Annotated in this window: 25 protein-coding genes; 7 read left to right on the top strand and 18 right to left on the bottom strand. The window is 71.2% G+C overall.

The window, feature by feature from the left end:
* The first annotated feature begins 6 nt into the window (after positions 1-6).
* The 4 genes from ACIQRL_RS14770 (at position 7) to ACIQRL_RS14755 (ending at position 4,381) form a co-directional block, all read left to right on the top strand.
* A complete protein-coding gene (locus ACIQRL_RS14770) occupies positions 7-819 on the top strand; it encodes a Tat pathway signal sequence domain protein (protein ID WP_401331495.1) in 813 nt (270 codons plus the stop codon).
* Between the two features lie 58 nt (positions 820-877).
* A complete protein-coding gene (locus ACIQRL_RS14765; protein WP_401331493.1) occupies positions 878-2,194 on the top strand; it encodes a copper amine oxidase in 1,317 nt (438 codons plus the stop codon).
* A 119-nt stretch (positions 2,195-2,313) separates the two neighbouring features.
* The gene (locus tag ACIQRL_RS14760) at positions 2,314-3,552 is read left to right on the top strand and encodes an SAV2148 family HEPN domain-containing protein (RefSeq protein ID WP_401331491.1); all 1,239 of its coding nucleotides are present in this window, start codon (positions 2,314-2,316) and stop codon (positions 3,550-3,552) included.
* Between the two features lie 106 nt (positions 3,553-3,658).
* Entirely contained in the window at positions 3,659-4,381 is a 723-nt protein-coding gene (locus tag ACIQRL_RS14755; RefSeq protein ID WP_401331489.1) for a 3'-5' exonuclease, read from the top strand.
* Positions 4,382-4,725: 344 nt separating this feature from the next.
* Here ACIQRL_RS14755 and ACIQRL_RS14750 read toward each other — a convergent pair whose 3' ends face one another.
* From ACIQRL_RS14750 to ACIQRL_RS14740, 3 genes are all read right to left on the bottom strand, one after another.
* Entirely contained in the window at positions 4,726-5,589 is an 864-nt protein-coding gene (locus ACIQRL_RS14750; RefSeq protein WP_401331487.1) for a phosphotransferase enzyme family protein, read from the bottom strand.
* Between the two features lie 221 nt (positions 5,590-5,810).
* Positions 5,811-6,620, bottom strand: a complete 810-nt coding sequence (locus tag ACIQRL_RS14745) for an MBL fold metallo-hydrolase (protein WP_401331485.1) — start codon at positions 6,618-6,620, stop codon at positions 5,811-5,813.
* A gap of 404 nt (positions 6,621-7,024) precedes the next feature.
* Entirely contained in the window at positions 7,025-9,298 is a 2,274-nt protein-coding gene (locus ACIQRL_RS14740; RefSeq protein WP_401331483.1) for an MMPL family transporter, read from the bottom strand.
* 307 nt (positions 9,299-9,605) lie between these two features.
* Here ACIQRL_RS14740 and ACIQRL_RS14735 point away from each other — a divergent pair, with 307 nt between their 5' ends.
* The 3 genes from ACIQRL_RS14735 to ACIQRL_RS14725 all read left to right on the top strand — a co-directional run bounded on the left by ACIQRL_RS14735 (position 9,606) and on the right by ACIQRL_RS14725 (position 11,899).
* On the top strand, positions 9,606-10,154 hold the full coding sequence (locus ACIQRL_RS14735) for a DUF1697 domain-containing protein (RefSeq protein WP_401331481.1): 549 nt from the start codon (positions 9,606-9,608) through the stop codon (positions 10,152-10,154).
* Positions 10,147-10,518: a DUF4440 domain-containing protein gene (locus ACIQRL_RS14730; protein ID WP_401331479.1), complete on the top strand. Its 372-nt coding sequence runs from the start codon at positions 10,147-10,149 to the stop codon at positions 10,516-10,518. The genes ACIQRL_RS14735 and ACIQRL_RS14730 overlap by 8 nt, the downstream gene beginning before the upstream one ends.
* Before the next feature lie 343 nt (positions 10,519-10,861).
* Complete coding sequence (locus tag ACIQRL_RS14725; RefSeq protein WP_401331477.1) at positions 10,862-11,899, top strand: ketopantoate reductase family protein; 1,038 nt, start codon at positions 10,862-10,864, stop codon at positions 11,897-11,899.
* Between the two features lie 455 nt (positions 11,900-12,354).
* Here the strand turns inward: ACIQRL_RS14725 and ACIQRL_RS14720 are convergent, their stop codons facing one another.
* The 15 genes from ACIQRL_RS14720 to ACIQRL_RS14650 form a co-directional block, all read right to left on the bottom strand.
* Positions 12,355-12,747 carry a hypothetical protein gene (locus ACIQRL_RS14720; RefSeq protein ID WP_401331475.1) on the bottom strand — a complete coding sequence of 131 codons (393 nt, stop codon included), beginning with the start codon at positions 12,745-12,747 and terminating at the stop codon, positions 12,355-12,357.
* Between the two features lie 165 nt (positions 12,748-12,912).
* Positions 12,913-13,659, bottom strand: coding sequence for a sirohydrochlorin chelatase (locus tag ACIQRL_RS14715; protein ID WP_401331473.1), 747 nt, complete (start codon positions 13,657-13,659; stop codon positions 12,913-12,915).
* A 7-nt stretch (positions 13,660-13,666) separates the two neighbouring features.
* Positions 13,667-14,569, bottom strand: coding sequence for an ABC transporter permease (locus tag ACIQRL_RS14710; RefSeq protein ID WP_401331471.1), 903 nt, complete (start codon positions 14,567-14,569; stop codon positions 13,667-13,669).
* Complete coding sequence (locus tag ACIQRL_RS14705; RefSeq protein WP_401331469.1) at positions 14,556-15,344, bottom strand: ABC transporter ATP-binding protein; 789 nt, start codon at positions 15,342-15,344, stop codon at positions 14,556-14,558. Before ACIQRL_RS14705 ends, ACIQRL_RS14710 begins: the two co-directional genes overlap by 14 nt.
* Positions 15,345-15,380: 36 nt before the next feature.
* The gene (locus ACIQRL_RS14700) at positions 15,381-16,499 is read right to left on the bottom strand and encodes an aliphatic sulfonate ABC transporter substrate-binding protein (protein WP_401331467.1); all 1,119 of its coding nucleotides are present in this window, start codon (positions 16,497-16,499) and stop codon (positions 15,381-15,383) included.
* Positions 16,500-16,725: 226 nt separating this feature from the next.
* Positions 16,726-18,081 carry a sulfate adenylyltransferase subunit 1 gene (locus ACIQRL_RS14695; RefSeq protein ID WP_401331465.1) on the bottom strand — a complete coding sequence of 452 codons (1,356 nt, stop codon included), beginning with the start codon at positions 18,079-18,081 and terminating at the stop codon, positions 16,726-16,728.
* A gap of 2 nt (positions 18,082-18,083) precedes the next feature.
* On the bottom strand, positions 18,084-19,022 hold the full coding sequence (gene cysD, locus ACIQRL_RS14690) for a sulfate adenylyltransferase subunit CysD (protein WP_401331463.1): 939 nt from the start codon (positions 19,020-19,022) through the stop codon (positions 18,084-18,086).
* Positions 19,019-19,609, bottom strand: a complete 591-nt coding sequence (gene cysC, locus ACIQRL_RS14685) for an adenylyl-sulfate kinase (RefSeq protein ID WP_401331461.1) — start codon at positions 19,607-19,609, stop codon at positions 19,019-19,021. Before cysC ends, cysD begins: the two co-directional genes overlap by 4 nt.
* The gene (locus tag ACIQRL_RS14680; protein WP_401331459.1) at positions 19,606-20,316 is read right to left on the bottom strand and encodes a phosphoadenylyl-sulfate reductase; all 711 of its coding nucleotides are present in this window, start codon (positions 20,314-20,316) and stop codon (positions 19,606-19,608) included. Before ACIQRL_RS14680 ends, cysC begins: the two co-directional genes overlap by 4 nt.
* Positions 20,313-20,492: a hypothetical protein gene (locus ACIQRL_RS14675; RefSeq protein ID WP_328552809.1), complete on the bottom strand. Its 180-nt coding sequence runs from the start codon at positions 20,490-20,492 to the stop codon at positions 20,313-20,315. Before ACIQRL_RS14675 ends, ACIQRL_RS14680 begins: the two co-directional genes overlap by 4 nt.
* A complete protein-coding gene (locus ACIQRL_RS14670; protein WP_401331457.1) occupies positions 20,489-22,183 on the bottom strand; it encodes a nitrite/sulfite reductase in 1,695 nt (564 codons plus the stop codon). The genes ACIQRL_RS14675 and ACIQRL_RS14670 overlap by 4 nt, the downstream gene beginning before the upstream one ends.
* Positions 22,184-22,318: 135 nt before the next feature.
* Positions 22,319-22,402, bottom strand: a complete 84-nt coding sequence (locus ACIQRL_RS14665; protein ID WP_309486338.1) for a putative leader peptide — start codon at positions 22,400-22,402, stop codon at positions 22,319-22,321.
* Between the two features lie 164 nt (positions 22,403-22,566).
* Positions 22,567-23,139, bottom strand: coding sequence for a GNAT family N-acetyltransferase (locus tag ACIQRL_RS14660; protein ID WP_401331455.1), 573 nt, complete (start codon positions 23,137-23,139; stop codon positions 22,567-22,569).
* Positions 23,140-23,335: 196 nt separating this feature from the next.
* Positions 23,336-24,685, bottom strand: coding sequence for a hypothetical protein (locus ACIQRL_RS14655; protein WP_401331453.1), 1,350 nt, complete (start codon positions 24,683-24,685; stop codon positions 23,336-23,338).
* A 161-nt stretch (positions 24,686-24,846) separates the two neighbouring features.
* A complete protein-coding gene (locus ACIQRL_RS14650; protein WP_401331451.1) occupies positions 24,847-26,142 on the bottom strand; it encodes a GAF domain-containing protein in 1,296 nt (431 codons plus the stop codon).
* Positions 26,143-26,317 lie beyond the last annotated feature (175 nt).

Raw genomic sequence — 26,317 nt, 5'->3', positions numbered from 1 at the left:
GGAAATGTGCGCAAGTTAGTGCACCGCCATCTGGGCAAGGTGGTGGCAGGTGCGGCCATCGCGGTGGCCGGGACGGCCGTGATGATCGGTATCACCCTTCCGGGGTCGGCGGGGGCCGACGAATCGAGCGGGGGGCTCGGGGCCGGCGGAACCGGGCAGCAGGCGGCGCAGGACGGGCAGGGCGGCGCGGTACGGCCCGGCGTCGTCGAGCGGGCGCCGGCCGAGGGGGAGAAGGGCACGGGCCGTGACCCGCTGACCGACGACGAGATGAAACGCGTCGAACAGATCGCGGTGAACCGGCAGCTCTTCGATTCCAGCGAGAACGTAGAGGGCACGCGCGGACCGCAGCGCATCGGCGTCGACCTCGCCGAACCCGAGACGGCCGATCTGGACAACCCGAACGCACGGCGCCGGGCCGACGTCACGTTCTACGACTACAAGGACGACACGCTCGTCACGAAGACCGTCGATCTCGACACCGGGAAGGTCGAGCAGACCGGCGTCCAGCACGGCGTACAGCCGCCGATCAGCCGCGACGAGATGACCGAGGCCGCCAGGCTGCTGATCGCCGACCCGCTCGGTGCCGGCCTGAAGGCCGACTTCAAGGACGCCACCGGCAAGGAACTCACCTCGCCCGGCCAGCTGGTGCTCAACAGCATGGTCTACCGCGCGACGCCCGGCGCCCAGCCCGCCGTCCTCGCCGCCTGCGGTGAGCACCGGTGCGTACGGCTCTTCCCGAAGGCCGAGAACGGGCCCTGGATCGACAGCCGTGACCTGGTGATCGACCTGAGTGCCCGCAAGGTCGGCAAGCTCGGCTGAGTGCCGCATCTCTCTCTCCTTCCCTCCTTCTCAGCTTTACGCAAGGAGTCACTTCTTCATGCGCGTCAACAGAAACAGCCGTGTCCGCAGCCGGGCGGCGGTGGGCCTCTCGGCGCTCGCGCTGGCCGTCGGCGCGACGACGGCCGCGGGGCCGGCCGTCGCCCAGCCGAAGGCCGCACCCGCCCCGCCCGCCGACTGCAGCGCGGCGTACCGCATCGAGCAGAAGCTCGCCACCGGCACCACCTGGCGGATGTGCTGGCACTACGAGAGCGAGGCCGGGCTCGTCCTGGAGAACATCTCCTACCAGCCTCCCGGCGAGGCCCACCCGATCAAGGTCCTCAACAGTGCCAAGCTCGCCCAGATCGACGTGCCGTACGACGACGGCTCGGTCGAGTACAGCGACCTGACCGGCGCCGGCTTCGGCCAGGGCCTGGTCGACATGGCCCCCGCCGAGTGCCCCGGCGGCGCCATCAAGACGGTCAAGGTCCCCGACGCCTGGGACCCGCAGCACGCGAACGTCAAGGGCCTGTGCACCACGACCCGTTCACGCGGCCACGCCTACCGGATGGAGGCCGACACCGGGAACAAGGTCTTCCAGAAGCAGGGCAAGGACCTGCTCGTCTACACCGTCAACAAGGTGGGCTGGTACGAGTACATCACCGAGTGGCGGTTCCAGGACGACGGCACCCTCAGCATGAACATCGGCGCCACCGGCAGCCTCTCGCCCGGCGACTACGACGCGGGCGACGGCCGCGGCTGGCCGCTGGGCAAGGGCGCCAAGGACTACGCCACCAGCCACAGCCACAACGTCTTCTGGCGGCTCGACTTCGGCCTGGACGGCTCGTCCAAGGCGAAGGTCGAGCAGTACGACTCCGTGGTCAGCCCGCCCGCGCACGGCCACGAGGCACCGAGCAACAAGACCACCGTCACCAAGGTCGCCAAGGAACTCGCCGGCGACGCCAAGAACATGCGCTGGTGGCGTGTCGTCAGCAACTCCGGCAAGAACAAGGACAACCACGCACGTTCGTACGAGATCGTGCCGGGCGCGACCACCAAGTACCTCGGCCGTTCCTTCACCAAGCACGACGTCTACTTCACCGAGTACAACAAGTGCGAGCAGTTCGCCAGCGACAACCTGCGCAACTGCGGTGCCGGACACGGCACATCCGTCGACAAGTGGGTCGACGGGCAGACCCTCACCCACCCCGTGGTCTGGGTGAACGTCGGTTTCCACCACATCGCGCGCGACGAGGACCAGCAGCCGATGCCGGTCCACTGGCAGGGTTTCTCCATCGCCCCGCGGGACGTCACCGCTATGAATCCGCTCACTCCGCCGGAGCTGGCGAACCAGAACGGGCATGTCGAACCAAGGTAGTTGGGAAACGACCTGCGCATCGGGCTGCACCGCTCGCCGCTCCCGGAGTACCCTTCCTTGATCGTTGATTGGGGCCTGGCCCCTGGGGAGTGCTCGGGGGAGCGGAAGGCGGTGCGTGGGTGGGCTCGGGAGGGCTGGAGCTGCCTCCTGGTGACGAGGGTCACGAGGGGAACTCCACAGATGTCCCACCCGGCGTGGTGTCCCTGGCACGGCCGATGGAAATGGGATCCATTGGACCGGAACTCGACTGGGGCGCCGACGCCTGGCGCGAGGTGCGTACGCGCGCCCAGCGGGCCGGGCGTGCCTACATCTGGCTGAACCTGGTCGAACAGCGGCTGCGCGCGGTCGTGGCCGCTGTTCTCCGTCCCATCTACGAGCCCGTCCACGGCGACGACTGGGTGGTCGCCGCCGCGGGCCCGGCCGGCCAGGAGTGGGTGCAGCGCGCTGTCGCTGTGCGCGAAGTCAGCCGCCGCAAGGGGTACTTGCTCGACCCGGCCGACGACAACGTGCTCAGCTTCCTGACGTTGCCCCAGCTCCGCGAGCTGATGGTGCAGCACTGGCCGTGCTTCGAGCCCTACTTCGACGAGCGCAGGGACGTCGAACTCGCCCTGGACGAGCTGGAAGTGACCCGGAACGTCGTGTCGCGCAACCGCGCTCTGTCCGAGGCCGTCCTGGGCCAGGCCGAGCGGGCCGCGGCGAAACTCCTGGAGATCCTCGGCGCCGGGAGCGACGTGCCCTCCGCGCGACGGCTGCCCGTCGACGCCGTCGAGGACCTGGTGGGCGACCGGTACGCGGACGTCGTCGGGGTGCACTCCGACCGGGTGCGACTGCTGCGCCAGTTCCCGGCCGAGGACCTCTTCGGCGGAGCCCGCAGGCTCGACGCGATCGGCATCGGCCTCAACCTGCTGGTGCAGAACTTCTCCGGGCGCCGACTGGTGCGCCTCGCCGAGTCCGGCTGCCGGACGCGGCTGCTGTTCCTGAACCCCGCGTCCAGTGCGGTCAAGCGGCGTGAGCGCGAACTCGGCATCAAGCGCGGCGAGTTGAGCCGGGCGGTCGAGATGAACATCCTGCACATGCGGCGGGTGAGGTCCCGGCTGCGCGACCCGGACGCCTTCGAGATCCAGGTCTACGACGAGACGCCCCGCTTCACCGCGTACCTCGTGGACGGCGACGGCTCGGACGGTGTCGCGGTCGTGCAGTCGTATCTGCGCCGCACCCGGGGCATGGAGGCGCCGGTCCTGGTGCTGCGCGGCGGAAGCCGAGTGCTCAAACCGGACGAAATCAACGAAGAGGGACTTTTCCCCACGTATCGCGAGGAGTTCGAGGTGGCTTGGGCCGATTCGCGGCCGGTGTCCTGAAAGGCCGTTCCCCGCGGCCGAGTGGAACGCGGTCCTCGGATTGTCAGTGGCTCATGGGATCGTGGAGACCACTGGGGGAAAGCACCACGAAGAAGGGGGGCCGCCCATGGGCTGGCACCGGGAGCTGCTGATCGGCTTCGACCTGGAGACGACCGGGACCGATCCGCGCGAGTCGCGCATCGTCACGGGGGCCGTGATAGAGGTCAAGGGCGGAGAGCCGCTGGGGCGCCGCGAATGGCTCGCCGATCCGGGCGTGGAGATCCCGGTCGACGCGGTGGCGGTGCACGGGATCACCAATGAGCGGGCGGCCGGCGAGGGCCGCCCCGCCGACGAGGTCGCCGACGCCATAGCGGGCGTCCTCGTCACCTACTGGCGGACCGGCGTCCCGGTCGTCGCGTACAACGCGGCCTTCGACCTGACGCTGCTCTCCGCCGAGCTGCGGCGGTACGGACTGCCGTCGCTGCGCGAGCGGCTCGGCGGCATCGGCCCGGCCCCGGTCATCGACCCGTACACCATCGACCGCTCCGTGGACCGCTACCGCCGGGGCAAGCGCAACCTCGAAGCGGTCTGCACCGAGTACGGGGTGGTCCTGGACTCCGCGCACGACGCCTCGGCCGACGCCCTCGCCGCGGCCCGGCTCGCCTGCGCGATAGCCGGCCGCCACCCCAAGGTGGCCGCACTCGGCCCCGTCGAGCTGCACCGCCGCCAGATCGAGTGGTACGCGGAATGGGCGGCGGACTTCCAGTCCTTCCTGCGCCGCAAGGGCGAGGCGGACGCGGTGGTGGACGGGACCTGGCCGCTGCGGGACCTGGCGGACGAGCGGGTCTGACGCGATCCCGGGACCGTCCCCGCACACCCGGCCACGGGCCAGGTGACGAGGTCCGGACGGGGTGACAGGGGCCCACGCGAGTGCACCCCGCCACGGGCCACGGCCACCAGGCCCGGTCACGGCGCCGGACGCGGGGCCGGGCTGCGATGACGGTGCCGGACCCGGTGCCGATGTCCGGCCACAGGCGGGGCCCGGACTCGATGACGATCGGTGCGATGACTGGCCCCGGACGAGCCGGCCGGGGGTCGGGCGACCGTGAGGGGACCTGGACGTGCAGGCGGGGTCCGGTCATCGTTCCGGGGTGTCGGGCGGCGCCGGGGCCGGGGCACATGTCCGGCGTCAGGTCAGAAGGGGTACCAGCGCACCGTCTCGTCGCCGTCGCGCAGTGACGCCACCCGGCGTTCGAACTCGGCCAGTGCCTTGGGGTTCGTCGGCGCGTGCTGGGCGACCCAGGCACAACTGGCGGTCTCGCGGGCGCCCCGGAGGACGGAGCAGCCCTCCCACGCGCGGACGTCCCAGCCGTAGGCCGCGGTGAAGGAGTCGTACGCCTCGGCGGGAAGCCCGTAGCGGTCCCGGGAGAGGGCCATGACCACGAGGTCGTGCTCGCGCAGATCGGCGGAGAAGGTCTCCAGGTCGACCAGGACCGGGCCGTCCGGGCCGACATGGACGTTGCGGGGCAGCGCGTCGCCGTGGATCGGGCCCGCCGGCAGATGGGGGGTGAGCGCGGCGGCGGCCGTCGCGAAGCCGTCGCGGCGCTCCCGCAGATAGACCGCGTCCGCGGGGTCGATCGTGTCGCCCGCGAGCCGCAGCCAGCGCTCCACACCGCCGAGGAGTTCGCGGGGCGGCAGGGTGAAGGAGGGGGAGGGCAGGGCGTGCACCACGCGCAGGAGTCCGGCCAGATCGCGCGGCTCGGCGGGGCGGACGGGCTCGGGCAGCCGGTGCCACACCGTCACGGGGTGTCCGTCGACCAGCAGCGGTTCGGGCTCGGCGGCCCGCACCGCGGGGACGCCCGATTCGGCGAGCCAGGCGGCGATGTCCAGTTCCCGGCGCGCGCGGTCGAGGAGCTCGGCGTCGCGCCCCACCTTGACGACCAGGCCGTCGGCGGCGAACACCGCGTTCTCGCCGAGGGCGAGGAGCGTTGCGTCCCGCACCGGCCCCGGCAGTACCTTCGCCGCGGCCAGTACGTCCCGCGCCCGTGCCTCGTCCATCGCTCGCCTCCGTGTCCCAGGGCCTGCCCGGTCGCCGCCCGCGCGGCCCTCGCGTACGACGGCTTCGGTTGCCTGCCGTCCGCCGGCCAGTGTCGCATTCCCACCGGTCGGACCGGGGTGCGCTGTCGCTCGCCGGCCCACCCCGCCTTCGAGGCGGTGACGGGGGCCGCCGGGCCAGGCACGATCGGGCCCCGGCACGACCGGGCTCGTACGGCCGCGGGTCACTTCAACCTGGGATGCGGTGACTCCAGCCAGGGATGCGGTTCCGCCAGCACGCTCGGCCGGGACACGAACTCGGTCTCGGGGCCGAAGCGGAAGTCGAGGGCGTCCGCCAGGTCGTTCAGCGCGCGGGGGCAGTCGCCGTTGAAGGAGGAGCCGTGCATCACGGCGAGCGTGGCGGGCCGCAGGTCGGCGAGCGAGCGCAGGGTGGTGGTCGTCGCGGTCAGGCAGGAGATCTGGCGGAACAACTCCTCGGCTTCCAGGCAGGGTTCGACGATCCCGTCGGCGGTGACGGCGGGCCCGTTCCCGAGATGGGTGAACAGGTCACCGCAGAAGAGGGTGCGGGTGTGCTCCTCGAAGAGCAGCCGCGCCTCCCAGTTGTGCGGTACGTGGGGGGTGTCGATGTTCCGTACGACCCGCCGTACCTCGTGGCCGCCGATGTCGAGACGCTCTCCCTCTCCCATCGGCCGCGGCGGCCGGGACACCAGGTCGTTGAGCGTGACCAGGCATCCCAGGGTGTTGTGCGCGACCTCGGCCTGCTGGGCCACGGCCAGGAACTCGTTCAGCGCGCCGCACTCGTCGGCCTCGACGTGCCCGAACGTGATCCAGCGCAGCCTGTCCACCGGCATCACGCGCGCGATGGCCTCGGAGACCGGCGGGAACAGGGCGCGCATGCCGGTGTGGAAGAGCAGGGGTTCCTCCGCCGCCACCAGGAACTGGTTGAAGGTGAAGCCCGTCGGCGGGGCGATCTCGGGGATGTGCGTCGAGATCCGGTAGATGCCGTCGGCGATCTCGTCGAGACGCGTCTGCACGGTGAGCCGTCCCTTCGTGGCGGAGGGGCCCCGCTCTCCGTACTACCCGATCACCGGGTGCGCCGCGACCGCAGACGCGTGGCGGCTCGACGAGACGTTTCCTTTCGTCCCGTCCCGTCTCGCCTCGCCTCGTCCGGTCGAGAACCCACGCGCGACCACGCGCGCGGCCGATGGCGGGTGCCGGTCGGCGCGGCCGATGCGTGACGACCCGCGCGGCCCCTGGGTGACGCCCCGAGCGGGCGACGCGTGGCTCCGCGGGAAGGGCCCGCCGGCCCCTCACGGAGGAGGGGACCGACAGGCCCTGAAGGTGCGAGGTGCGAGGTCGTTCCGGCCGGTGGTCGCGGCCGGCCGTCGCGGTGGCCCGGAGGGGGCGGGTGCGGCCGGGTGGTGCCCGTCGTGGCCGGCTACACCCCGGCCCGCTCGCCCTGCGGCACCGGCGGCGCGACGGCCTCGGGGGCCTCGTCGTGGGTGAGGTCGGGCATCCGGTTCAGCCACTTCGGGAGGTACCAGTTGCGCTCGCCGAGCAGCGCCATCACCGCGGGGAGCAGGACACCCCGGATGATCGTCGCGTCGATGAGCACCGCGGCCGCCAGACCCACTCCCATCTGCTTCATGGACTGCATGGACAGCGTCCCGAAGATCGCGAAGACGGCGACCATGATGACGGCGGCGCTGGTGACGACACCGGCCGTGGTGACCACCCCGTGCCGGATCGCGTCCTTGGTGCTGCGGCCCCGCAGCCGTGCCTCACGGATCCGGGAGACCACGAACACGTGGTAGTCCATCGAGAGCCCGAAGAGGATCACGAAGAGGAACAGCGGCAGCCAGGCGACGATCGCGCCGACGCCCGCCGCGCCCACCAGGGACGCGCCCCAGCCGTGCTGGAAGACCGCGACCAGGATGCCGTAGGCGGCCGCCACCGAGAGGAGGTTGAGCGCGATCGAGGTGATCGCGATCGTCAGCGAGCGGAACGAGAGCAGCATCAGGAGGAAGGCGAAGACGACCACGAAGGCGAAGACCGGGGTCACCGAGCCGATGAGCTGGTCGTTGAAGTCGTGCGATCCCGCGACCTGTCCGGTGATCGGCGCCTGCAGGCCGTCGACCTTGCCGAGCGTCTGCGGGCGTACGGTGTCGCGCAGCAGTTGCAGGCTCTTCTCCGCCTTGTCCTGGTCGGAGCCGCCGACCAGCGGGACGAAGACGAAGGCGACGTTGTGCTCCGCGTGCACCTTGATGTCGACCGGACCGCGCGAGGCGCCTGAACTGACCGCCGCCGCACGGAAGTCGGCGAGCGCGGCCTTCACCTCGGAGGCGTTGATGTCCCGCGCCTTGACGACCACCTCGGCCGGCTCGGAGCCGCCGGGGAAGGCGTCGTTGACCCGGTTGTACGTGCCCACGATGGACAGTGAGTTTCCGAACTCCTTGTCCAGGGTGAGCTGTTGGGTCTTCATGCCGAGGGCCGGCGCGGCGATGGCGAGCAGCGCGCCCGTCGCGACGACCAGGGAGATCGCGGGTTTGGCGAGCACCACGCGCAGGACGGCCCCCCAGAACCGGCTGCCCTCGTCGGCCGGACGGCGGTTGCCGTGGCCGCCCTTCGCGCCGCGCCGCCTGGCCCGGTGCAGGAACGGGACGCGGCCCTTCTCGACGCGCTCGCCGAGCAGGGAGAGCAGCGCGGGCAGCACGGTGACCGAGCCGACCATGGCGACGGCGACGACCATCAGGGAGGCGAGGCCCATCGCCTCGAACTCGGCGAGCCCGGTGAAGAGCATGCCGGCCATGGCCACGCACACGGTGACACCGGAGACGATGATGGCGCGGCCACTGGTCGCGGCGGCGATGCGCAGCGCCGTTTCGGCGTCCCGGCCCGCCTCGCGCTCCTCGCGCTCACGCCGCAGATAGAACAGGCAGTAGTCGACGCCGACGGCCAGACCCACCAGCAGCATCACGGAGTTGGCCGTGTCGCTCATCGGCATCAGGTGGCTGACGACGCCCATCAGACCCATCGTGGCCATGATGGCGGTGACCGCGAGCGCCACCGGAAGCAGCGCCGCGACGAGCGCGCCGAAGGCGATCAGCAGGATGCCGAGCGCCACGGGCACGGCGGAGAGTTCGGCCTTCTGGAAGTCGTCGCCGAACGCGTCGTCGTACTGCTTCTTCATGCTGGCGCCGCCGATCTCCTCGATCCGCAGCCCGGCGTGGTCCTTCTGCACCCCCTGGACGGCGTTCAGCACGGGTGCGACCCGGTCGCCCGCCGTCTCGGAGTCGCCGCGCATGTCGAACTGCACGAGCGCGCTGCGGCCGTCCTTCGAGATCGTCCTGGTGTCGTACGGCGAGGTCACGTCCGTGACCCTGCCGGTGGCGTCGACCGCCTTGACGACCGCGGCGACCGCGCTCCTGAACTCGGCGTCGGTGGCCTTGGCGCCCGGGTTCTTCGCCTGGACCAGGACCGTCTCACTGGCCGGCTCCTTGATGCCGGCATCCTCGATGATCTTCGCGGCGGTGTGCGTCTCGCCCTGGAGCTGGTCGCTCTCCTTGACGTCGACGCGGCCCGCGGCGGAGCCGAGGCCCATCGCCAGGACGACGAACAGCACCCAGATTCCGACGGCCGCCCATCGGTGCCGGGCGCTCCAGCCGCCTGCTCGCGCGGCGATGCCCCGCACCCGTGTGTCTCCGTTCCCCATGACGGGCCAGCCCCTTTGTGCACGGTGACAGCCCCCTGCCGCCACCTTTGTATTGAAGGTATGGCCCGGACGACAGCATCACCTCGTACTGTCCGGTGACCCCTCGGCCCTGCGGCTCCTCCCCGCGGACCCCGGGGTCTCCGCACTGGGGAGGACGGAAGCCCCTTACACCTAACGGCACTTCTCGGGGGTTCCGCTCAGGGATCGGCGGGGCGTGTCCGGGCCGTCCGCCGGAGGAACGGCCCCCGGGGAACGCCGCCGTCGCGCCCACGCCCGCGGGGCAGGGCGGCCGTTTTATGGTGGGCGGATGACGACGACGTACGCGGCGCTGTTGCGCGGCATCAATGTGGGCGGCGCGAAGAAGGTGCCGATGGCCGAGCTGCGCACCCTGATGGAGGGACTCGGGTACGGCGACGTCCGCACGTATCTCCAGAGCGGGAACGCGGTGTTCAGCAGCGGCCGCGGCGACGAGGAGTCCCTCGCCGAGGAGCTCTCCGGGGCCATCGAGAAGCATTTCGGCTTCGGCGTCGGCGTGCTCGTCCGGGATCACGCCTATCTGCGGGCCGTCCGGGAGGCGTGCCCGTTCCCGGCCGCCGAGCTGGAGGCCAAGCAGTTGCACGTCACGTACTTCTCGGAGCCCGTCGACGCCGAGCGTTTCGCCTCCGTCGAGTCCGCGGCCTTCCTCCCCGAGGAGTTCCGCCTGGGCGACCGGGTCCTCTACCTGTACGCCCCCGACGGGCTCGGCCGTTCCAAGCTGGCGGAGACCCTGGCGAAGCCCAGACTGGTCAAGGGGGTCCTCGCCACCACACGGAACTGGAACACCGTCGTCAAACTGGAGGAGCTGACCGGTGCTTGAGCGCAATGCCGCCGTCGAGGCCGCCATCGAGGGCGAACTGCGCCTGCTCGATCCGACGGTCCGCCTCTCGGCCGACCTCGTCGGCGCGCTGCTGCACCCCGACTTCTACGAGTTCGGCGCGTCCGGGGGCGTCTGGGACCGTGCCTCGACCCTCGCGGCGCTGGCCTCGGAGACGGAGGCCGGGGGCCGCAGCACGACCTCGCGCATGAAGGGTGTCCAGCTCGCCGCCGACCTCGTCCATCTGACCTTCGACACCGACGACAACGGCCGCCGGGCGCACCGGAGTTCACTGTGGCGCCGCACCGGCACCGAGTGGCTGCTGTACTTCCACCAGGGCACACCGTTCAGTTCCGAGGAAACGTGACCCTCCGTACGTCCTCACAGGCCGTGTACGAGGTGACGCCGTCCGGGACGGTCAGGCGCGGGTCCCGGTACGGGCGTCGGACCGCGTCGTCCGTGCGGGGCGCCGCGACGGCGTCGGTCGGCGCCGGGACATCCGGCGGATCGAAGTCCACCTCGTAGGATCACCGGGCAGTTCGCCGAAGCCGGGATGGCCGGGGTCGCTGAAGACGCCCCGTGTCAGATGCACGTCCATGCCCCGGACCCTCGGGTCTGCCCCCCCAGGGCAAGGTCGACCGGTGGCCGGGAAGACCCCGCGTCGCGGAATTCGCCGGGGTGGCCGCACCTCTCTGTGCGAGGCTCGTCGCATGCGCTACATCATCATCGGGGCGGGTGCGGTCGGCGGTGCCATCGGGGGCCGGCTGGCCGAGGCCGGGCACGAGGTCGTCCTCGTCGCGCGCGGCGCGCACCTCGCGGCGCTGCGCGCGGACGGGCTGCGGTTCCTGACTCCCGAGGGCCCGCGCACCCACCGGCTCCTCGCGGTCGACGGACCGGGGGCACTCGGAGAGCTGCGCGGGGACGACGTCCTCGTTCTCACCGTGAAGACCCAGGACAGCGAAGCGGCCCTGCGGGACTGGGGGCCCAGCCCGGTCGCGGGCGGCGGTACGGCAGCCGAACGCCTGCCGGTGGTCTGCGCGCAGAACGGTGTGGAGAGCCGCCGTCTCGCGCTGCGCCGCTTCCGCAGGGTGTACGGCGTCTGTGTCTGGCTGCCCGCCACCTTCGTCGAACCCGGTGTCGTCGCGGCGGGCGGCACCCCGCTCACCGGCATCCTGCACCTCGGCCGGGTTCCGCACGGCACCGACGACACGGTCCGCCGGATCGCCGCCGACCTGGAGACGGCGCGCTTCGAGGCGCCCGTCGTACCGGACGTGGCGCGCTGGCAGTACGCCAAGCTCCTGGGCAATCTCGCCAACGCGATCGAGGCGGTCAGCGGGGTCCTGACCAGCGAGGAGGGACTGGCGCTCTTCGCGCGGGTACGGGCGGAGGGCGCGGCGGTGCTCGACGCGGCCGGTATCGCGTACGCCGGTGAGGAGGAGCAGCGCACGGCCCGCGCCGACAAGATCAGCTTCAAACCCTTCGACGGCTCGGAGCGCGGCGGCGGCTCCTCCTGGCAGTCCCTGCACCGCGGCACGGGCACCATCGAGGCCGACTATCTGAACGGCGAGATCGCCCTCCTGGGCCGGCTGCACGGCGTACCGACCCCCCTCAACGACCTGCTCCAGCGGCTGGCCAACAGCTTCGCGAGCGAGCGCCGGGCGGCCGGGTCGATGCCGGTGGCGGAGCTCGTGCGTCTCGCCGACGAGGCTGTCGCGTTCGTTCAAGAGGTGCGGGCGCCGGGTCTTTAGCGTGGCACCCATGAACGACGCGAACAGGAACGACAGGGACATGAACGGGACGTACAAGAACGTGTATCCCCCGAGGAGCTGACCGCCCGCGACTTCACGGCCGAACCCGGCTGGGCCGGGGCCTGCGCCGAGCGGCTCGACCGCGCGGCCGCCGCCCGGGACGACCCCGCCGTGGGGGAGGGCGAGGTCGACCTCGGGACGGCGAAGACGCCGGAGGCGGACATCGCCTCGGTGATCGTCATGGCGCGTTCGGGCGGGCCCTCGCCCACAGCGGCCGCGATCCGCGCCGGTCCACGGTGCGGGAAGCCTGGGCCGACGGTGGAAGGAGCCTGGGCCGGGGTGGAGGAGACCCCTGGTCCGCTCTACGTCCGCCCCCAGTCGGGTACGGCCTGTCCGGCCGCCGCGCGCGGGGTGGTTCACAACCGCCGCACGCGGATCGTCCCGCCGAGAAAGCCTCAGTCGTCAGGGGCGTCCGGCCGCGCCTCGAAGGGAGCCGCGGACGGCAGACGAACCTGGCTCCACCACAACTCCCGCGCCTCCCGCTTCCGCTGCTCCAGGCGCTCCCGCCGTTCCCGCAGGTCCTCGGACACGGTCATACCGAGCACGAACGGCCAGGCGACGGACATGAGGACCCATAGGATCAGTGCCAGGATCAGTGCCAGAGGGGGCCCGGAGTCGTCCAGAGGGGGCCCGGTGTCGTCCGTCGGCATCCGGTCCTCCACGACCTGCCATATACCCCAGGGGGTTACCGCCTTCCCGCCCTTGATCCAGTCGTACAGCGCCAAGGCGCACTGTCCGACGACCAGATACCCGACGACGCAGACGGCGACGATCACCAGGATCTTCACGAACTCACGCTCCTCGCCCGTTTGCGGTGCCGACCGTGACGGGCCCCGCCGGAACCCCCGTCGGTCCGGCCCGGCTCCGGGAATTGCACCACACACGGGCGTCGGGCGGCAGCCGGGTTTCCGGCGCGGCATCCGCAGGCCGCCGCGAAGGCCCCGCCTTCGAGGTCAGGCGCCGACCGCGGCCAGGGACGGCATGCGTGCCTCGTCGTAGCGTTCCAGGAGGAGGCGCGCGACCTCCGGCGCGGGCCCGAGGACATCGGCGAGGACGTCCGCCCCGGCGGCACCCCGGGCGATGCGGTCCGGCAGGAACCCGGGGGCCAGCACGTACGGGGCGACGGCGACGCGTTCGCAGCCGAGGGCGCGCAGTTCGCGGACCGCGTCCTCGGTGCGCGGAAGGGATGCGGAGGCGAACGCAGGCCGCACGGCGCACCAACCGGTGTGCCGCCACTCCCGCGCGATGTCTGCGATCACCGCGATCGCCTCCGGGTCGGTGGACCCCGCCGAGGCCAGCACGACCCCGGTCGAGGACTTGTCGGCGGGCGTCAGCCCCGCCTCGTACAGCCGGCGTTCGAGCGCGGCCGTCAGCAGCGGGGACGGGCCGAGCACCTCCGCCTGGCGGACGCGCAGCCGCGACGGCGCCTGACGCAGCACGGCCGGGATGTCCGACTTGGCGTGGAAGGCGCGGGTCAGCAGCAGCGGCAGCGCCACCACCTCGCGTACGCCGTCGGCCGCCAGGGACTTCAGCACCCCTTGCACGGACGGGATGTTGAAGTCGAGGAACCCGGTCTCCACGCGCAGGCCGGGGCGCTGGGCGCGCACCCTGCGTACCAGGGCGTGCACCGTCGCGGCGTGCCGCGGATCGCGGCTGCCGTGGGCGATGACGACGAGGACGGGGCGCTCCGGCCTGTTCATGACGGGGTCAGCCCTTCACCAGGAGTCCGCGGCTGCGCAGCACCCACCGCTCCACCGGGCTGAAGATCAGCAGGTCGATGGCGATACCGACGAACAGGATGAGGAAGATGGCGAGGAAGACCATCGGCATGGAGCTGGCGTTGCGGCCGTTCTCCAGCAGCTGGCCGAGGCCCACGCCGAGGTCGGGGGAGGAGGCGATGATCTCCGCGGCCATCAGGGAGCGCCAGGAGAACGCCCAGCCCTGCTTCAGACCGGCCAGGTAGCCGGGCAGCGCGGCCGGCATCACGATGTGCCAGGTCCCCCGCAGACCCGTCGCGCCCATGGTGCGGCCCGCCCGCAGGAACAGCGGCGGCACCTGGTCCACGCCCGACACCAGCCCGTTGGCGATCGAGGGGACCGCGCCGAGCAGGATCACCGCGTACATCATCGAGTTGTCCAGACCCAGCCAGATCACGGCCGGCGGCACCCAGGCCACCGACGGCAGGGACTGCAGGCCCGACAGGATAGGGCCGATCGCGGCCCGTACGAACTTCACCCGGGCCACCACCAGGCCCAGCGGGGTCCCGATCACCAGGGCGAACAGGAAGCCGAGCAGACCGCGCGAGACGCTGGTCCAGATGTAGTCGAGGAGCGTGCCCTGGAGCCAGGCGTTCTCGACCTCGCTCCAGACGGCGGACGGCGAGGGCAGCTTGGTCGGGTCGTCGACGATCTTGAACGTGATCAGTGCCTGCCAGGCCGCCAGTACCACCACGGCCGCGACGAGCGGCGGCAGTATCTTCTGCCGGAACGTCGTGCCGAAGGAGCTGCGGCCGGCGACGGAGGACTCCAGCGCGTCGAGGCCCGCCTCCAGTCCGCCCAGTCCGTCGTGCTCCTTGACGGCCGCGTCGGACTTCGTCTCAGTGCTGGCCATGGCGGCGGATCTCCCCACGCAGTTCTTCGGTGATCTCGATGGACAGTTCCGCCACGGGGGCGTCCTCGATGCGGCGCGGCTGCGGAATGTCCACGGTCCACTCGCGGGCGATGCGCCCCGGGCGGGAGGACAGCAGGACCACACGCTGGGCGAGCCGCACGGCCTCACGGACGTTGTGCGTGACGAAGAGGACGGACAGGCCCGTCTCGCGCCAGATCCGGGTCAGCTCGTCGTGCAGCACGTCCCGGGTGATGGCGTCCAGCGCCGCGAACGGCTCGTCCATCAGCAGGATCTGGCTGTCCTGCGCGAGTGCCCGGGCCATCGCCACGCGCTGGCGCATACCGCCGGACAGTTCGTGCACCCGCTTGCCGTACGCGCCCTGGAGCCGGACGAGTTCGAGCAGCTCCTCGGCGCGCTCGCGCCGCTCCGCCTTCTGAACTCCCCTGAGTTTCAGAGCGAGTTCGATGTTCTTGCCCGCGGTCAGCCACGGGAACAGGGCGTGCTCCTGGAACATCAGAGCCGGGCGCCCGTTGGTCGTGATGGTGCCGGCGGAGGGCTTGTCGAGCCCCGCCACCAGGTTCAGCAGTGTGGACTTGCCGCACCCCGAGGCCCCCAGGAGGGTGACGAACTCGCCCGGCGCGACATCGAGGGTGATGTCGTCGAGGACGAGCTGGGGTCCCGCGGGTCCGGCGAAGGACTTCGAGACGTGCTCGATGCGGGCGGCGTACTCCGTCGTGTCGGCGCCGTCGGCGGCCTTGGTGAGCGTCGTGGCCATGGTCGTCACCTCCTGGGAACTCATCGGGATCCGGGCTTACTTGACGCCGAGACCGGCGTCGTCGACCGGGCTCTCGCCCGCGGCCTTGAGGACCTTGTTCAGGAGCGTGAGGTCGTAGATGCCGGTCAGGTTCGGCTGGTCCAGGAGACCGGCCTTCACCGCGTGGTCCGCCTCGGTGTGCAGCGTGGAGGCCAGCGGGTCATTGGTGATCTGGATGGACTTCCAGGCCGGGTCGAGGACAGCGGCCGGCAGCGCCTTGCCCGAGTCGGCCTCCAACTGCTTGTTCGCCGCGGCCTTGGCGTCGTCCGGGTTGGCGTTGATCCACTTGTTGGTCTCGACGGAGCCCTTCAGGACCGCCTCGACGACCTTCGGGTGCTCCTTGAGGAACTTCTGCGACACGATGATGTTCGTGATCACGAACTTCTTGTCGGGCCACAGGTCCGACTCGTCGAGCAGCACCTTGGCGCCCTCGGCGACCAGCTTGGACGCGGTCGGCTCCGGCACCCAGGCGCCGTCGATGGAGCCGGACTTGTAGGCGTCCGGAGTGATCTTGTTGTCGGTGCGGACGACCGAGACATCGCCCTTGCCGCTCTGCGGGTCGACCTTGTAACCCTGCTCCGCGGCCCAGTTGAGGAACGCGACGTCCTGCGTGTTGCCGAGCTGCGGCGTCGCGATCTTCTTGCCCTTGACGTCCTTCAGGGACTTGATCTTCTCGGGGTTCACCACGAGCTTGACGCCGCCCGAGGCCGAACCGCCGATGATCCGCAGGTTCTTGCCCCCGGACTTCGTGAAGCCGTTGATCGACGGCGAGGGGCCGATCCAGCCGATGTCGATGGAGCCCGAGTTGAGCGCCTCGATCTCGGAGGGCCCGGCGTTGAAGATCTGGTACTTGGCGGCGGTGGCGCCGAGCTCCTTCTGGAAGAAGCCCTTCTGGTTGCCGACCAGCGCGGTGGCGTGCGTGAGGTTGCCGAAGTAGCCGATCTTCACGGAGTCGAGTCCGTCGATCTTCTTCGATCCGGCGGCGACCTTCGCCTTGGTGTCGTCCTTGGCCTCGGAGCCGTAGCTGCAGGCGGCGAGCGCGAGCAGGGGGAGAGCGGTGACGAGGGCTATACCGCGGCCGAGCAGCTTGGTGCGCGTGGAGCGGATGGCAGGCACGGGAGGGTTTCCTCTCGGTGGCCCGGCGGTCACGCCTTTCTCAGGTCGTGGCCGGGAAGTCGGCAGGTCTTCGGACGCTCAGGCTGTGGGGGGACGGGGCGCGCAGGCAGTGCGCGTACGTCATCGCGCACATCGCGCCACTCCGCCCTGCCCGCTGCCGAGGGCGCCGCTGCCGACGCGGCCGCCCTCCTTCGCGAACGTGGAGTAGAAGTCGACAGGATTCATGTCAGAAGTCCCAGCCGTCGTCGTCGGACTCGTCCTTGACCGGCTGCGGCGCGGCGAAGGACTCGCCGACCATGCCCGCGGTCAGCGTGGTCCCGTCGGCCGGGTCGATCAGGATGAACGCGCCGGTGCGCCGGGAGTCGGCGTACGCGTCGAGCGGGAGCGGCTCGGCGGTGCGGATCTTGACCCGGCCGATGTCGTTGGCGACCAGCCGGCCCGGGTGCGGGTGCAGCGAGAGGTCGTCCAGGGTCAGCCGGGACGGGATGTCCTTGACGATCGCCTTGACCGTGCGGGTGCCGTGCTTGAGCAGCACCCGGTGGCCGACGGTGAGCGGCTCGTCGGCCACGTGGCAGACGGTCGCCTCGACGTCCTGCGTGGTCGGCGGCGCGTCCTTGCTCGGCACGAGCAGATCACCGCGCGAGACGTCGATGTCGTCCTCCAGCAGGAGGGTCACCGACTGCGGGGTCCACGCGATGTCGACCGGCTTGCCCAGCAGATCGATCCCGGCGACCTTCGTGGTGCGGCCGGAGGGCAGCACGGTGACGCTGTCGCCGACGCGGAAGGTACCGGCCGCGATCTGACCGGCGTACCCCCGGTAGTCCGGGTGCTCGGCGGTCTGCGGGCGGATCACGTACTGCACGGGCAGCCGCGCGTGGCAGTGCGCCAGGTCGTGGCTGACCGGCACGGTCTCCAGGTGCTCCAGAACCGTCGGGCCGCCGTACCAGTCCATGTTCGCGGAGGGGTCCACCACGTTGTCACCGGCGAGCGCCGAGATCGGGATCGCGGTGATCTCGGGGACGCCCAGCTCGGACGCGTACGCCGTGAACTCCTCGGCGATGGCCGCGAAGACGGACTCCTTGTACTCGACGAGGTCCATCTTGTTGACGGCGAGGACGACGTGCGGGACGCGCAGCAGCGCGGCGACGGCGGCGTGCCGGCGGGTCTGCTCGATGACACCGTTGCGGGCGTCGACGAGCACGACGGCGAGGTCGGCGGTGGAGGCGCCGGTCACCATGTTGCGCGTGTACTGAACGTGGCCCGGGGTGTCGGCGAGGATGAACCGGCGGCGCGCGGTGGCGAAGTAGCGGTACGCGACGTCGATGGTGATGCCCTGCTCGCGCTCGGCGCGCAGGCCGTCGGTGAGCAGCGCGAGGTCCGGGGTGTCCTGCCCGCGGCTGGCCGAGGCGCGCTCGACGGCCTCCAGCTGGTCCGTGAGGATCGACTTGGAGTCGTGCAGCAGTCGTCCGACGAGCGTGGACTTGCCGTCGTCGACGGAACCCGCGGTCGCGAAACGCAGCAGGGTGGTCGCCGAGAGCTGTTCGACCGACAGGGGCTCGGTGGGTTCGGTGATGCTGGTCATGTCTAGAAGTACCCCTCGCGCTTGCGGTCTTCCATCGCGGCCTCGGACATCTTGTCGTCGGCGCGGGTCGCGCCGCGCTCGGTGAGCCGGGAGGCTGCGATCTCGGTGATGACGGCGTCCAGCGTGGTCGCGTCCGAGTCGACGGCGCCGGTGCAGGACATGTCACCCACGGTCCGGTAGCGGACGAGCCGCTTCTCGACCGTCTCGCCGTCCTTCGGTCCGCCCCACTCGCCGGCGGTCAGCCACATGTTCGACCGCTGGAACACCTCACGCTCGTGCGCGAAGTAGATCTCGGGGAGCTCGATGCCCTCGCGGGCGATGTACTGCCAGACATCCAGCTCGGTCCAGTTCGACAGCGGGAACACGCGGACGTGCTCGCCCGGCGCGTGGCGGCCGTTGTAGAGCTGCCACAGCTCGGGCCGCTGGCGGCGCGGGTCCCACTGCGAGAACTCGTCGCGCAGCGAGAACACCCGCTCCTTGGCGCGGGCCTTCTCCTCGTCACGGCGTCCGCCGCCGAAGACGGCGTCGAAGCGCTCGGACTGGATCTTCTCGGTCAGCGGCAGGGTCTGCAGCGGGTTGCGCGTCCCGTCGGGACGCTCGCGCAGCACACCGCGGTCGATGTAGTCCTGCACGGAGGCCACGTGCAGCCGCAGGCCGTGCCGCTCCACCGTCCGGTCGCGGTACTCGAGGACCTCGGGGAAGTTGTGCCCGGTGTCGACATGCAGCAGCGTGAAGGGGACCGCGGCGGGCGCGAAAGCCTTCAGCGCGAGGTGCAGCATGACGATGGAGTCCTTGCCGCCGGAGAACAGGATCACCGGCCGCTCGAACTCACCCGCCACCTCACGGAAGATGTGGACGGCCTCGGACTCCAGGGCGTCCAGGTGCGACAGCGCGTACGGGCTGCTCTCCGTCTCCTCGGAGACATTGGCGACGGTCGTCATGCGAGACCCCTCTCGGTGAGCAGCGCATGCAGCGCGGCAGCGGACTCCTGCACGGTCTGGGTGTGCGACTCGATGCGCAGATCGGGCGACTCGGGAGCCTCGTACGGGTCGTCGACGCCGGTCAGACCCGAGATCTCGCCCGCGGCCTGCTTGGCGTACAGCCCCTTCACATCGCGTACGGAGCACACCTCGACCGGGGTCGCCACGTGGACCTCCAGGTACGGGGTGCCCCCGGCCTGGTGGCGCCCCCGTACGGCCTCGCGGCTGTCCGCGTAGGGCGCGATCACCGGGACGAGCGCCTTGACGCCGTTGCGGGCGAGCAGTTCGGCGAGGAAGCCGACGCGCTGCACGTTGGTGTGCCGGTCCGCGCGGCTGAAGCCGAGCCCCGCCGAGAGGAACTCGCGGATCTCGTCGCCGTCGAGGACCTCGACACGGTGGCCCTCCTCGCGCAGCCGGCCGGCCAGTTCGTACGCGATGGTGGTCTTGCCGGCACTCGGCAGACCCGTGAGCCAGACGGTGGCTCCGGTCGTCACTTGCTGCTCCTGGGAATTCGTGGGGTCCGCGGCGGTCGTGGTCGTGGTCGTCATCCGTGCAGCCCGCACTCGGTCTTCGAGCGGCCCGCCCAGCGGCCGGCGCGCGCGTCCTCGCCCTCGAGCACCCGGCGGGTGCAGGGCGCGCAGCCGACGGAGGCGTAACCGTCCGTCAGCAGCGGGTTGGTGAGGATCCCGTGCTCGGCGACGTACGCGTCCACGTCGTCCTGCGTCCAGCGGGCGATCGGCGAGATCTTGACCTTCCGCCGCTTCTCGTCCCAGCCGACGACCGGGGTGTTCGCCCGGGTCGGGGACTCGTCGCGGCGCAGCCCGGTCGCCCAGGCGTCGTACGCGGTCAGGCCCTCTTCGAGCGGCTTGACCTTGCGCAGGGCGCAGCACAGGTCCGGGTCGCGGTCGTGCAGCTTCGGCCCGTGCTCGGCGTCCTGCTCGGCCACGGTCCGAAGCGGGGTGAGGGTGATGACGTTGACGTCCATCACCGCCTCCACCGCGTCACGGGTGCCGATGGTCTCCGGGAAGTGGTAGCCGGTGTCGAGGAACACCACGTCCACGCCGGGCTTGGCGCGCGAGGCGAGGTGGGCGACGACCGCGTCCTCCATGGAGGAGGTCACGCAGAACTTCTCGCCGAACGTGTCCACCGCCCAGCGCAGGACCTCCAGCGCGGAGGCGTCCTCCAGATCGCGCCCCGCCCGCTCGGCCAGGCTCTTCAAGTCCTCGCCCGTACGCTCTTCCTGAATGGCCGTCATATCTCTGCCCCTCCACGGTCTTCCTGCCGGACGCCCCGGGACAGCAGCCCGAGGAACTTCAGCTGGAAGGCTCGGTTGCACGCCGCGCATTCCCACGCGCCGTGACCCTCTTCGCTGGGTCGCAGGTCTTCGTCTCCGCAGTACGGGCAGTAGAACGGCGCGGCACGCTCGCTCACGACAGCGCCTCCTCGGAGGCACGCGCGGCCCACGTGGCGAAGCGCTCGCCGTCCTCGCGCTCCGCCTGGAAACGCTTGAGGACACGCTCGATGTAGTCGGGAAGCTCGTCCGAAGTGACCTTCAGGCCGCGGACCTTGCGGCCGAATCCGGCTTCCAGGCCGAGCGCGCCGCCCAGGTGCACCTGGTATCCCTCGACCTGCTCGCCGTTCTCGTCGAGGACCAACTGCCCCTTGAGACCGATGTCCGCGACCTGGATGCGGGCGCAGGCGTTCGGGCAGCCGTTGATGTTGATGGTGAGAGGTTCTTCGAACTCGGGGATGCGGCGCTCGAGTTCGTCGATCAGGGAAGCTCCGCGCGCCTTGGTCTCGACGATCGCGAGCTTGCAGTACTCGATGCCGGTGCAGGCCATCGTGCCGCGCCGGAAGGTGGAGGGGCGGGCCGTCAGGTCGAGCGCCTCAAGGCCCTCGACGAGCGAGTCGATCTGCGCCTCCTCCACGTCGAGCACGATCATCTTCTGCTCGACGGTGGTGCGCAGCCGGCCCGAGCCGTGTGCCTCGGCCAGCTCGGCGATCTTCGTCAGGGTGGCGCCGTCGACGCGGCCGACGCGCGGGGCGAAGCCGACGTAGTACCGGCCGTCCTGCTGCCGGTGCACTCCGACGTGGTCGCGCCAGCGGGCGACCGGCTGGTCGGGGGCGGGGCCGTCGACCAGCTTGCGCTGGAGGTACTCGTCCTCCAGGACCTGGCGGAACTTCTCCACGCCCCAGTCGGCGACCAGGAACTTCAGACGGGCGCGGGTGCGCAGCCGCCGGTAGCCGTAGTCGCGGAAGATCGAGAGGACGCCGATGTGGACGTCCGCGACCTCGTCGAGCGGGACCCAGGCGCCGAGGCGCTGGCCGATCTTCGGGTTGGTGGAGAGGCCGCCGCCGACCCAGAGGTCGAAGCCGGGGCCGTGCTCCGGGTGGTTCACGCCGACGAAGGCGACGTCGTTGATCTCGTGCGCCACGTCGAGCAGCGGCGAGCCGGAGATCGCGGTCTTGAACTTGCGGGGCAGGTTCGAGAAGTCCTTGTTGCCGACGACCCGGCGGTGGATCTCCTCGATGGCCGGGGTGCCGTCGATGATCTCGTCCTCGGCGATGCCGGCGACGGGCGAGCCGAGGATGACACGGGGCGTGTCACCGCAGGCCTCGGTCGTGGACAGGCCGACGGCCTCCAGGCGGTCCCAGATCTCCGGGACGTCCTCGATGCGGATCCAGTGGTACTGGACGTTCTGACGGTCCGTGAGGTCGGCGGTGCCGCGCGCGAACTCCTGCGAGATCTCGCCGATCACGCGCAACTGCTCGGTGGTCAGCCGGCCGCCGTCGATCCGGACACGCAGCATGAAGAACTTGTCGTCCAGCTCCTCAGGCTCCAGGATCGCGGTCTTGCCGCCGTCGATCCCGGGCTTGCGCTGGGTGTAGAGCCCCCACCAGCGCATCCGGCCGCGCAGGTCGTTGGGGTCGATCGAGTCGAAGCCCCGCTTCGAATAGATCGTCTCAATGCGTGTCCGCACATTGAGACCGTCGTCGTCCTTCTTGAACTGCTCGTTGCCGTTGAGCGGGGTGAAGTGACCCACGGCCCACTGACCCTCACCGCGGTGACGGCTCACCTTGCGGCGGGGCGCGGCGGCGGGATTCTGCGGGGTGGCGGCCATGGTTGATACGTCCTTCGAGACTGCGGGACAGGTCTGACTGCGGCTCTGACCTGCGCACGGGTGCATACGGAAGAATGGGCGCAGCACTGCGCAAGGGTCGCAAAAAAGGGGGAGAGTCGGCGCTGCTGGGCTGGGTCAGCTCGCCGGACAGATGGCGCTGGACATGCGGCCGAGGTCGACGTGCCGCCGACTCACCAAGGCAATTCCAGTTCCAGACATGACGGAAGCGTGTCACGGGGATCTCCGGGCAGTCCACCGTCATCCATTATGTGGACACCCTTGTCCCGAATGGCGAGACAAGGGTGTTGTCGATCACACGATCGGCCCTCCCGCGGTGCCGCGAGGAGGGCCGGGAGGCCGTTGCCGGCGCGGCCCCGAGCAGGTCAGAGGGCGTGCGCCCCCGGCCACGGACCCGGGGTGGCGACCTCCGCCTCCTCCTCGACCCTGGTGTCGAAAAGCTGGAAGCCGCGGCGCAGATAGTTGTCCATCGCGTGCTCCCCGTCCTTGCTGCAGGTGTGCAGCCAGACGCGCTTCGTCTCGGCCCGCCCGGGCCAGCGTCCGGCCAGGTCCCAGGCGCGCTCGGCACCGTACGAGAGGAGGTGTCCGCCGATCCGGCGTCCGCGGAACGCAGGGATGAGCCCGAAGTAGACGATCTCCACGGCCCCGTCGTCCTGCGCGCCGAGCTCGACATAGCCGGCGGGCGTCCCCCGGTCGTAGGCGACCCAGGTCTCCGTGCCCGGCTGGGCGAGGGCTTCCTCCCACTGCGCGTACGTCCAGCCGAGCCGGTCCGTCCAGCGGATGTCCCCGCCGACCGAGGCGTACAGGAAGCGGCTGAACTCGGGCGAGGGGACCTCGGCGCGGACGATCCGCAGATCGCCGTCGGGCGCGCTCGCGGGGAGCAGGTCGGTCGGGGCCGTCTGCTCCAGGGACCAGGTGGTCACACTGACGTTGCTCATGACCGCCAGGGAATCACGGGGGCGGGCGCCCTTCCAAAAGTGTCCGCAGGCCGGGCCACCGTCCGGGCGGGCCGCTGACCAGGGACAGCTCCCTGTCCGTGGCGAGCCGTCGGCCGACGCCGACCCGCTGTTCGTGGCGAGCCGTCGACCGGGGGCGGTTCCCTATCCGAGCGAGCCGTCGACCGGGGGCGGTTCCCTATCCGAGCGAGCCGTCGACCGACGACAGCGGCACCGCGTAGAGCGTCCGCCGGTTCGTCGCGTCGCTGAGTGTCCACAGCTCACCGGTCCGCTGCCAGTAGGAGAACGACCCGGAGCCGAGGCCCCAGCAGGCGTGCGACTGGTCGGCGGTGCACGTGGCCGCCTCGGCGCCGTGTCCGCTCTGCCGCCACAGCGAGCCGTGCAGGGTGCGGCTGTCGGACGGCCGCCCGATGTACCACTGGGCCTCGCGGGCGCCGCCGGACCGGTGGGAGAGGGCGCCGGAGATCCCGGAGCCCCTGGTCGTGTAGGCCTCGACCGCGCTCACGTGTCCCTGGGCGTCGGCCAGCAGTCCCGTGCGGTACGCGGCGGTGCTGAACGCGTACCGCCAGACGCGGGTCCGCTCGGGGTGGCCGCCCGCGGCCTCGGTCGCGACCAGGCTGTCCGGGGTGGTCGTACGGTCCAGGGAGAGCGAGCCGAAGCAGGGGGCCGCGTGGTCGCGTCCGGGTGCGCACGCGCCGCCCTCCGGGTCGTACGAGCCGATGGCGGGCAGCACGTACTGGTAGCCGGCGGCCGAGTAGCCGTGGCCCACCCGGCCCACGGCGCCGCTGTCCACACCGGCCCGCAGCAGCCGGTGCAGGTCGAAGACGAGCAGGCCCTGGCCGTGCTCCCCGGTGACGATCAGCTTGTCCTGGTACCAGACCATGCCGCCGAGGCCCGTGTGGACGGCCGCGTAGTCCTTGCCGCCGGCGCGCGGGGTGACCAGCAGGACCCAGCGGTAGCTGAGGGCGTCCGGGTCGGTGGCGTCGACGAAGGCGATCCTGGCCAGGCCCTCGTCCCGGGCCGGCGCGGCCGCCTGCCCGTCGCGGTGCGTCCAGCCGGCCAGGATCACCCGGTGCGTGCCCCACAGGCCGTCCTCGGAGGCGTCACCGGACGTGGTCACGGAACGCGGCCGCCACTGCGCGGTCCGCGCGTCGGCGTCTTCCCAGCAGTACGCGCGGGTGGCCGTGGGCTCGACGGGCAGCGCGGCCCGCTCGTCCGCCGTGCAGTCGGCGGTGTTCCGCATCGAGCGGTCGGCGTCGCGCAGGACTCCGTCGACGCCGACATTGCCGCCCATGTTCCCGCTGAGCGTGTCGAGCGTGTCCCGGGAGGTGAGGTTCTCGTGGAGGCGCAGTTCCTGCGAGGCGGCGCCGGCGCGGAGCGCGGTGAGCCCGCCGGGACTGTTGGCTCCGGTGGCCTGCGAGGTGCTGATCAGGGTGGCGGCCGCGGTGAGCGCGAGCGCGGTTCCGGCCAGGGTGGCGCGCAGCGCCTGTCCCCTTCTCCGACGACGGTGCCTGCCGCGCTGCTTCATGCGTCCTCCCGGATAGGCCAACTGCCTCCCCCGCCGAGGGCGTTGACGGAGAGACGGGTGGGGTGGCCTGTGAAGTGGATGCTACGGCAGAGACCCCCGGGCCAGGACAAAGACCGCGGAAGACGCTCACGAAATACGCTCGCTTCACCCCATCCTCGCGTTCAGGACGGCGCCGGTTCGGCCGGTGGCCGTGCTCCGAGCACCGCGGGCGCCGTCGAGTGCGGCAGCAGGTCCCGGGGGTCCACCGGCAGCAGCACCTCGACCTCCACCTCCTCGCGGAAGCGGTACGGCCGGTGGTCGAGGAGCCCGATGAGCCGGCGGCGTACGCGGGAGAGTTCGGCGCGGACCGTGACCGTGCGGGTCGGATCGCCGAAGAGGTCGACCGCGAGCTGGGCCGCGCTGCGTCCCTGCCGGTGCACGGCGAGGACGTAGAGCAGTTCGGCGTGGCGCGGGCTGAGGGCCTGGGCCCAACTGCCCGCCGTGCCCGAGACGGTGACGCGCGGCCGCCGGGGTTCGACGAGGTCGAGGACCACCCGGCCCGCGCTCCCCGTGTCGGCGGCCCCGGTGACCCGCAGCAGCCAGCCGCCGGGCATCGGCTCGGCGACGCACATCCCGAGGGAGGGCAGCCAGCTCCGGCCCGCGCCGAAGGAGTCGGGCAGCGGGACCCGGTCCACGGGCGGCATCCCGGTGACGGCTGCGAGCCAGCCGTGGGTGTCCACCACGAGCGCCGGGCCGTCCAGCCGGCACAGCAGGGGGGCGGCGACCGAGCGCAGCCGTTCGATGGCCGTCAGGTGCGTGGCGCGCAGTTCGCTTTCGGCCAGTCTGGACACCGAGTCGACCAGGGCGAGCGTCGCGGGATGGAACGTGCTGTCCGGGCCGCTCACGTCGATGATCCCGAGCAGCCGCCCGTCGCGCGGGTCGTGCACGGGCGCGGCGGCGCACGTCCAGTCGTGCAGGGTGCGCACGAAGTGCTCGGCGGAGTGCACCTGGACGGGGGCGCCCGCCGACAGGGCGGTTCCGATGGCGTTGGTGCCGGTGGTGTCCTCGCTCCAGGCGGCGCCTTCCTCCAGGCAGATGGCGTCGGCCCGGCGCAGCACGCCCGGGTTGCCCTCGCGCCACAGCACCCGGCCCTCGGCGTCGGTGACCACCATGATCTGCAAGGAGGCGTCGGCGACCGCCGCGAGTCCGCCGCGCAGGGTCGGCATCACCTCGGCGAGCGCGGTCGATGTCCGCCGGTGTTCGAGTTCCTCCGTCTGTAACAGGATGCTGTCCGTTCCCTGTTCGGGATCGATGCCGAAACGTTTCGCTCGCTGCCAGGACCGACCGATCACCGGACGCGGGGCGACCGGGCCACGTTCACCCCTGACCGACGCGGCCCAGGTCTCCTTCAGGTGCCCGGCCGTCTCGGACGCGTCCGACGGGGCGAAACGGGCGGGGTTGAACGATGTGATCTTCACAGGGCACTCCCGGAACCAGGACCTCGTACGGGCCGCGACACCGCCGTCATCCCACATCGTGCCTGCTCTCGGCCGGGTCTGCCCGGCCTTCGCACAAGGTGCACAAAGGAATGCAACGGTCTGCAACTCTCGCCAACGGTCACAAGGTTCCTTGAAACTGACAGCGATACCGCCT

This window comes from Streptomyces sp. NPDC091209, from assembly GCF_044757755.1.
GTDB lineage: Bacteria > Actinomycetota > Actinomycetes > Streptomycetales > Streptomycetaceae > Streptomyces.
Note: the sequence above shows the minus strand (reverse complement) of the source record. Positions and strands in the feature narration are given on the sequence as shown.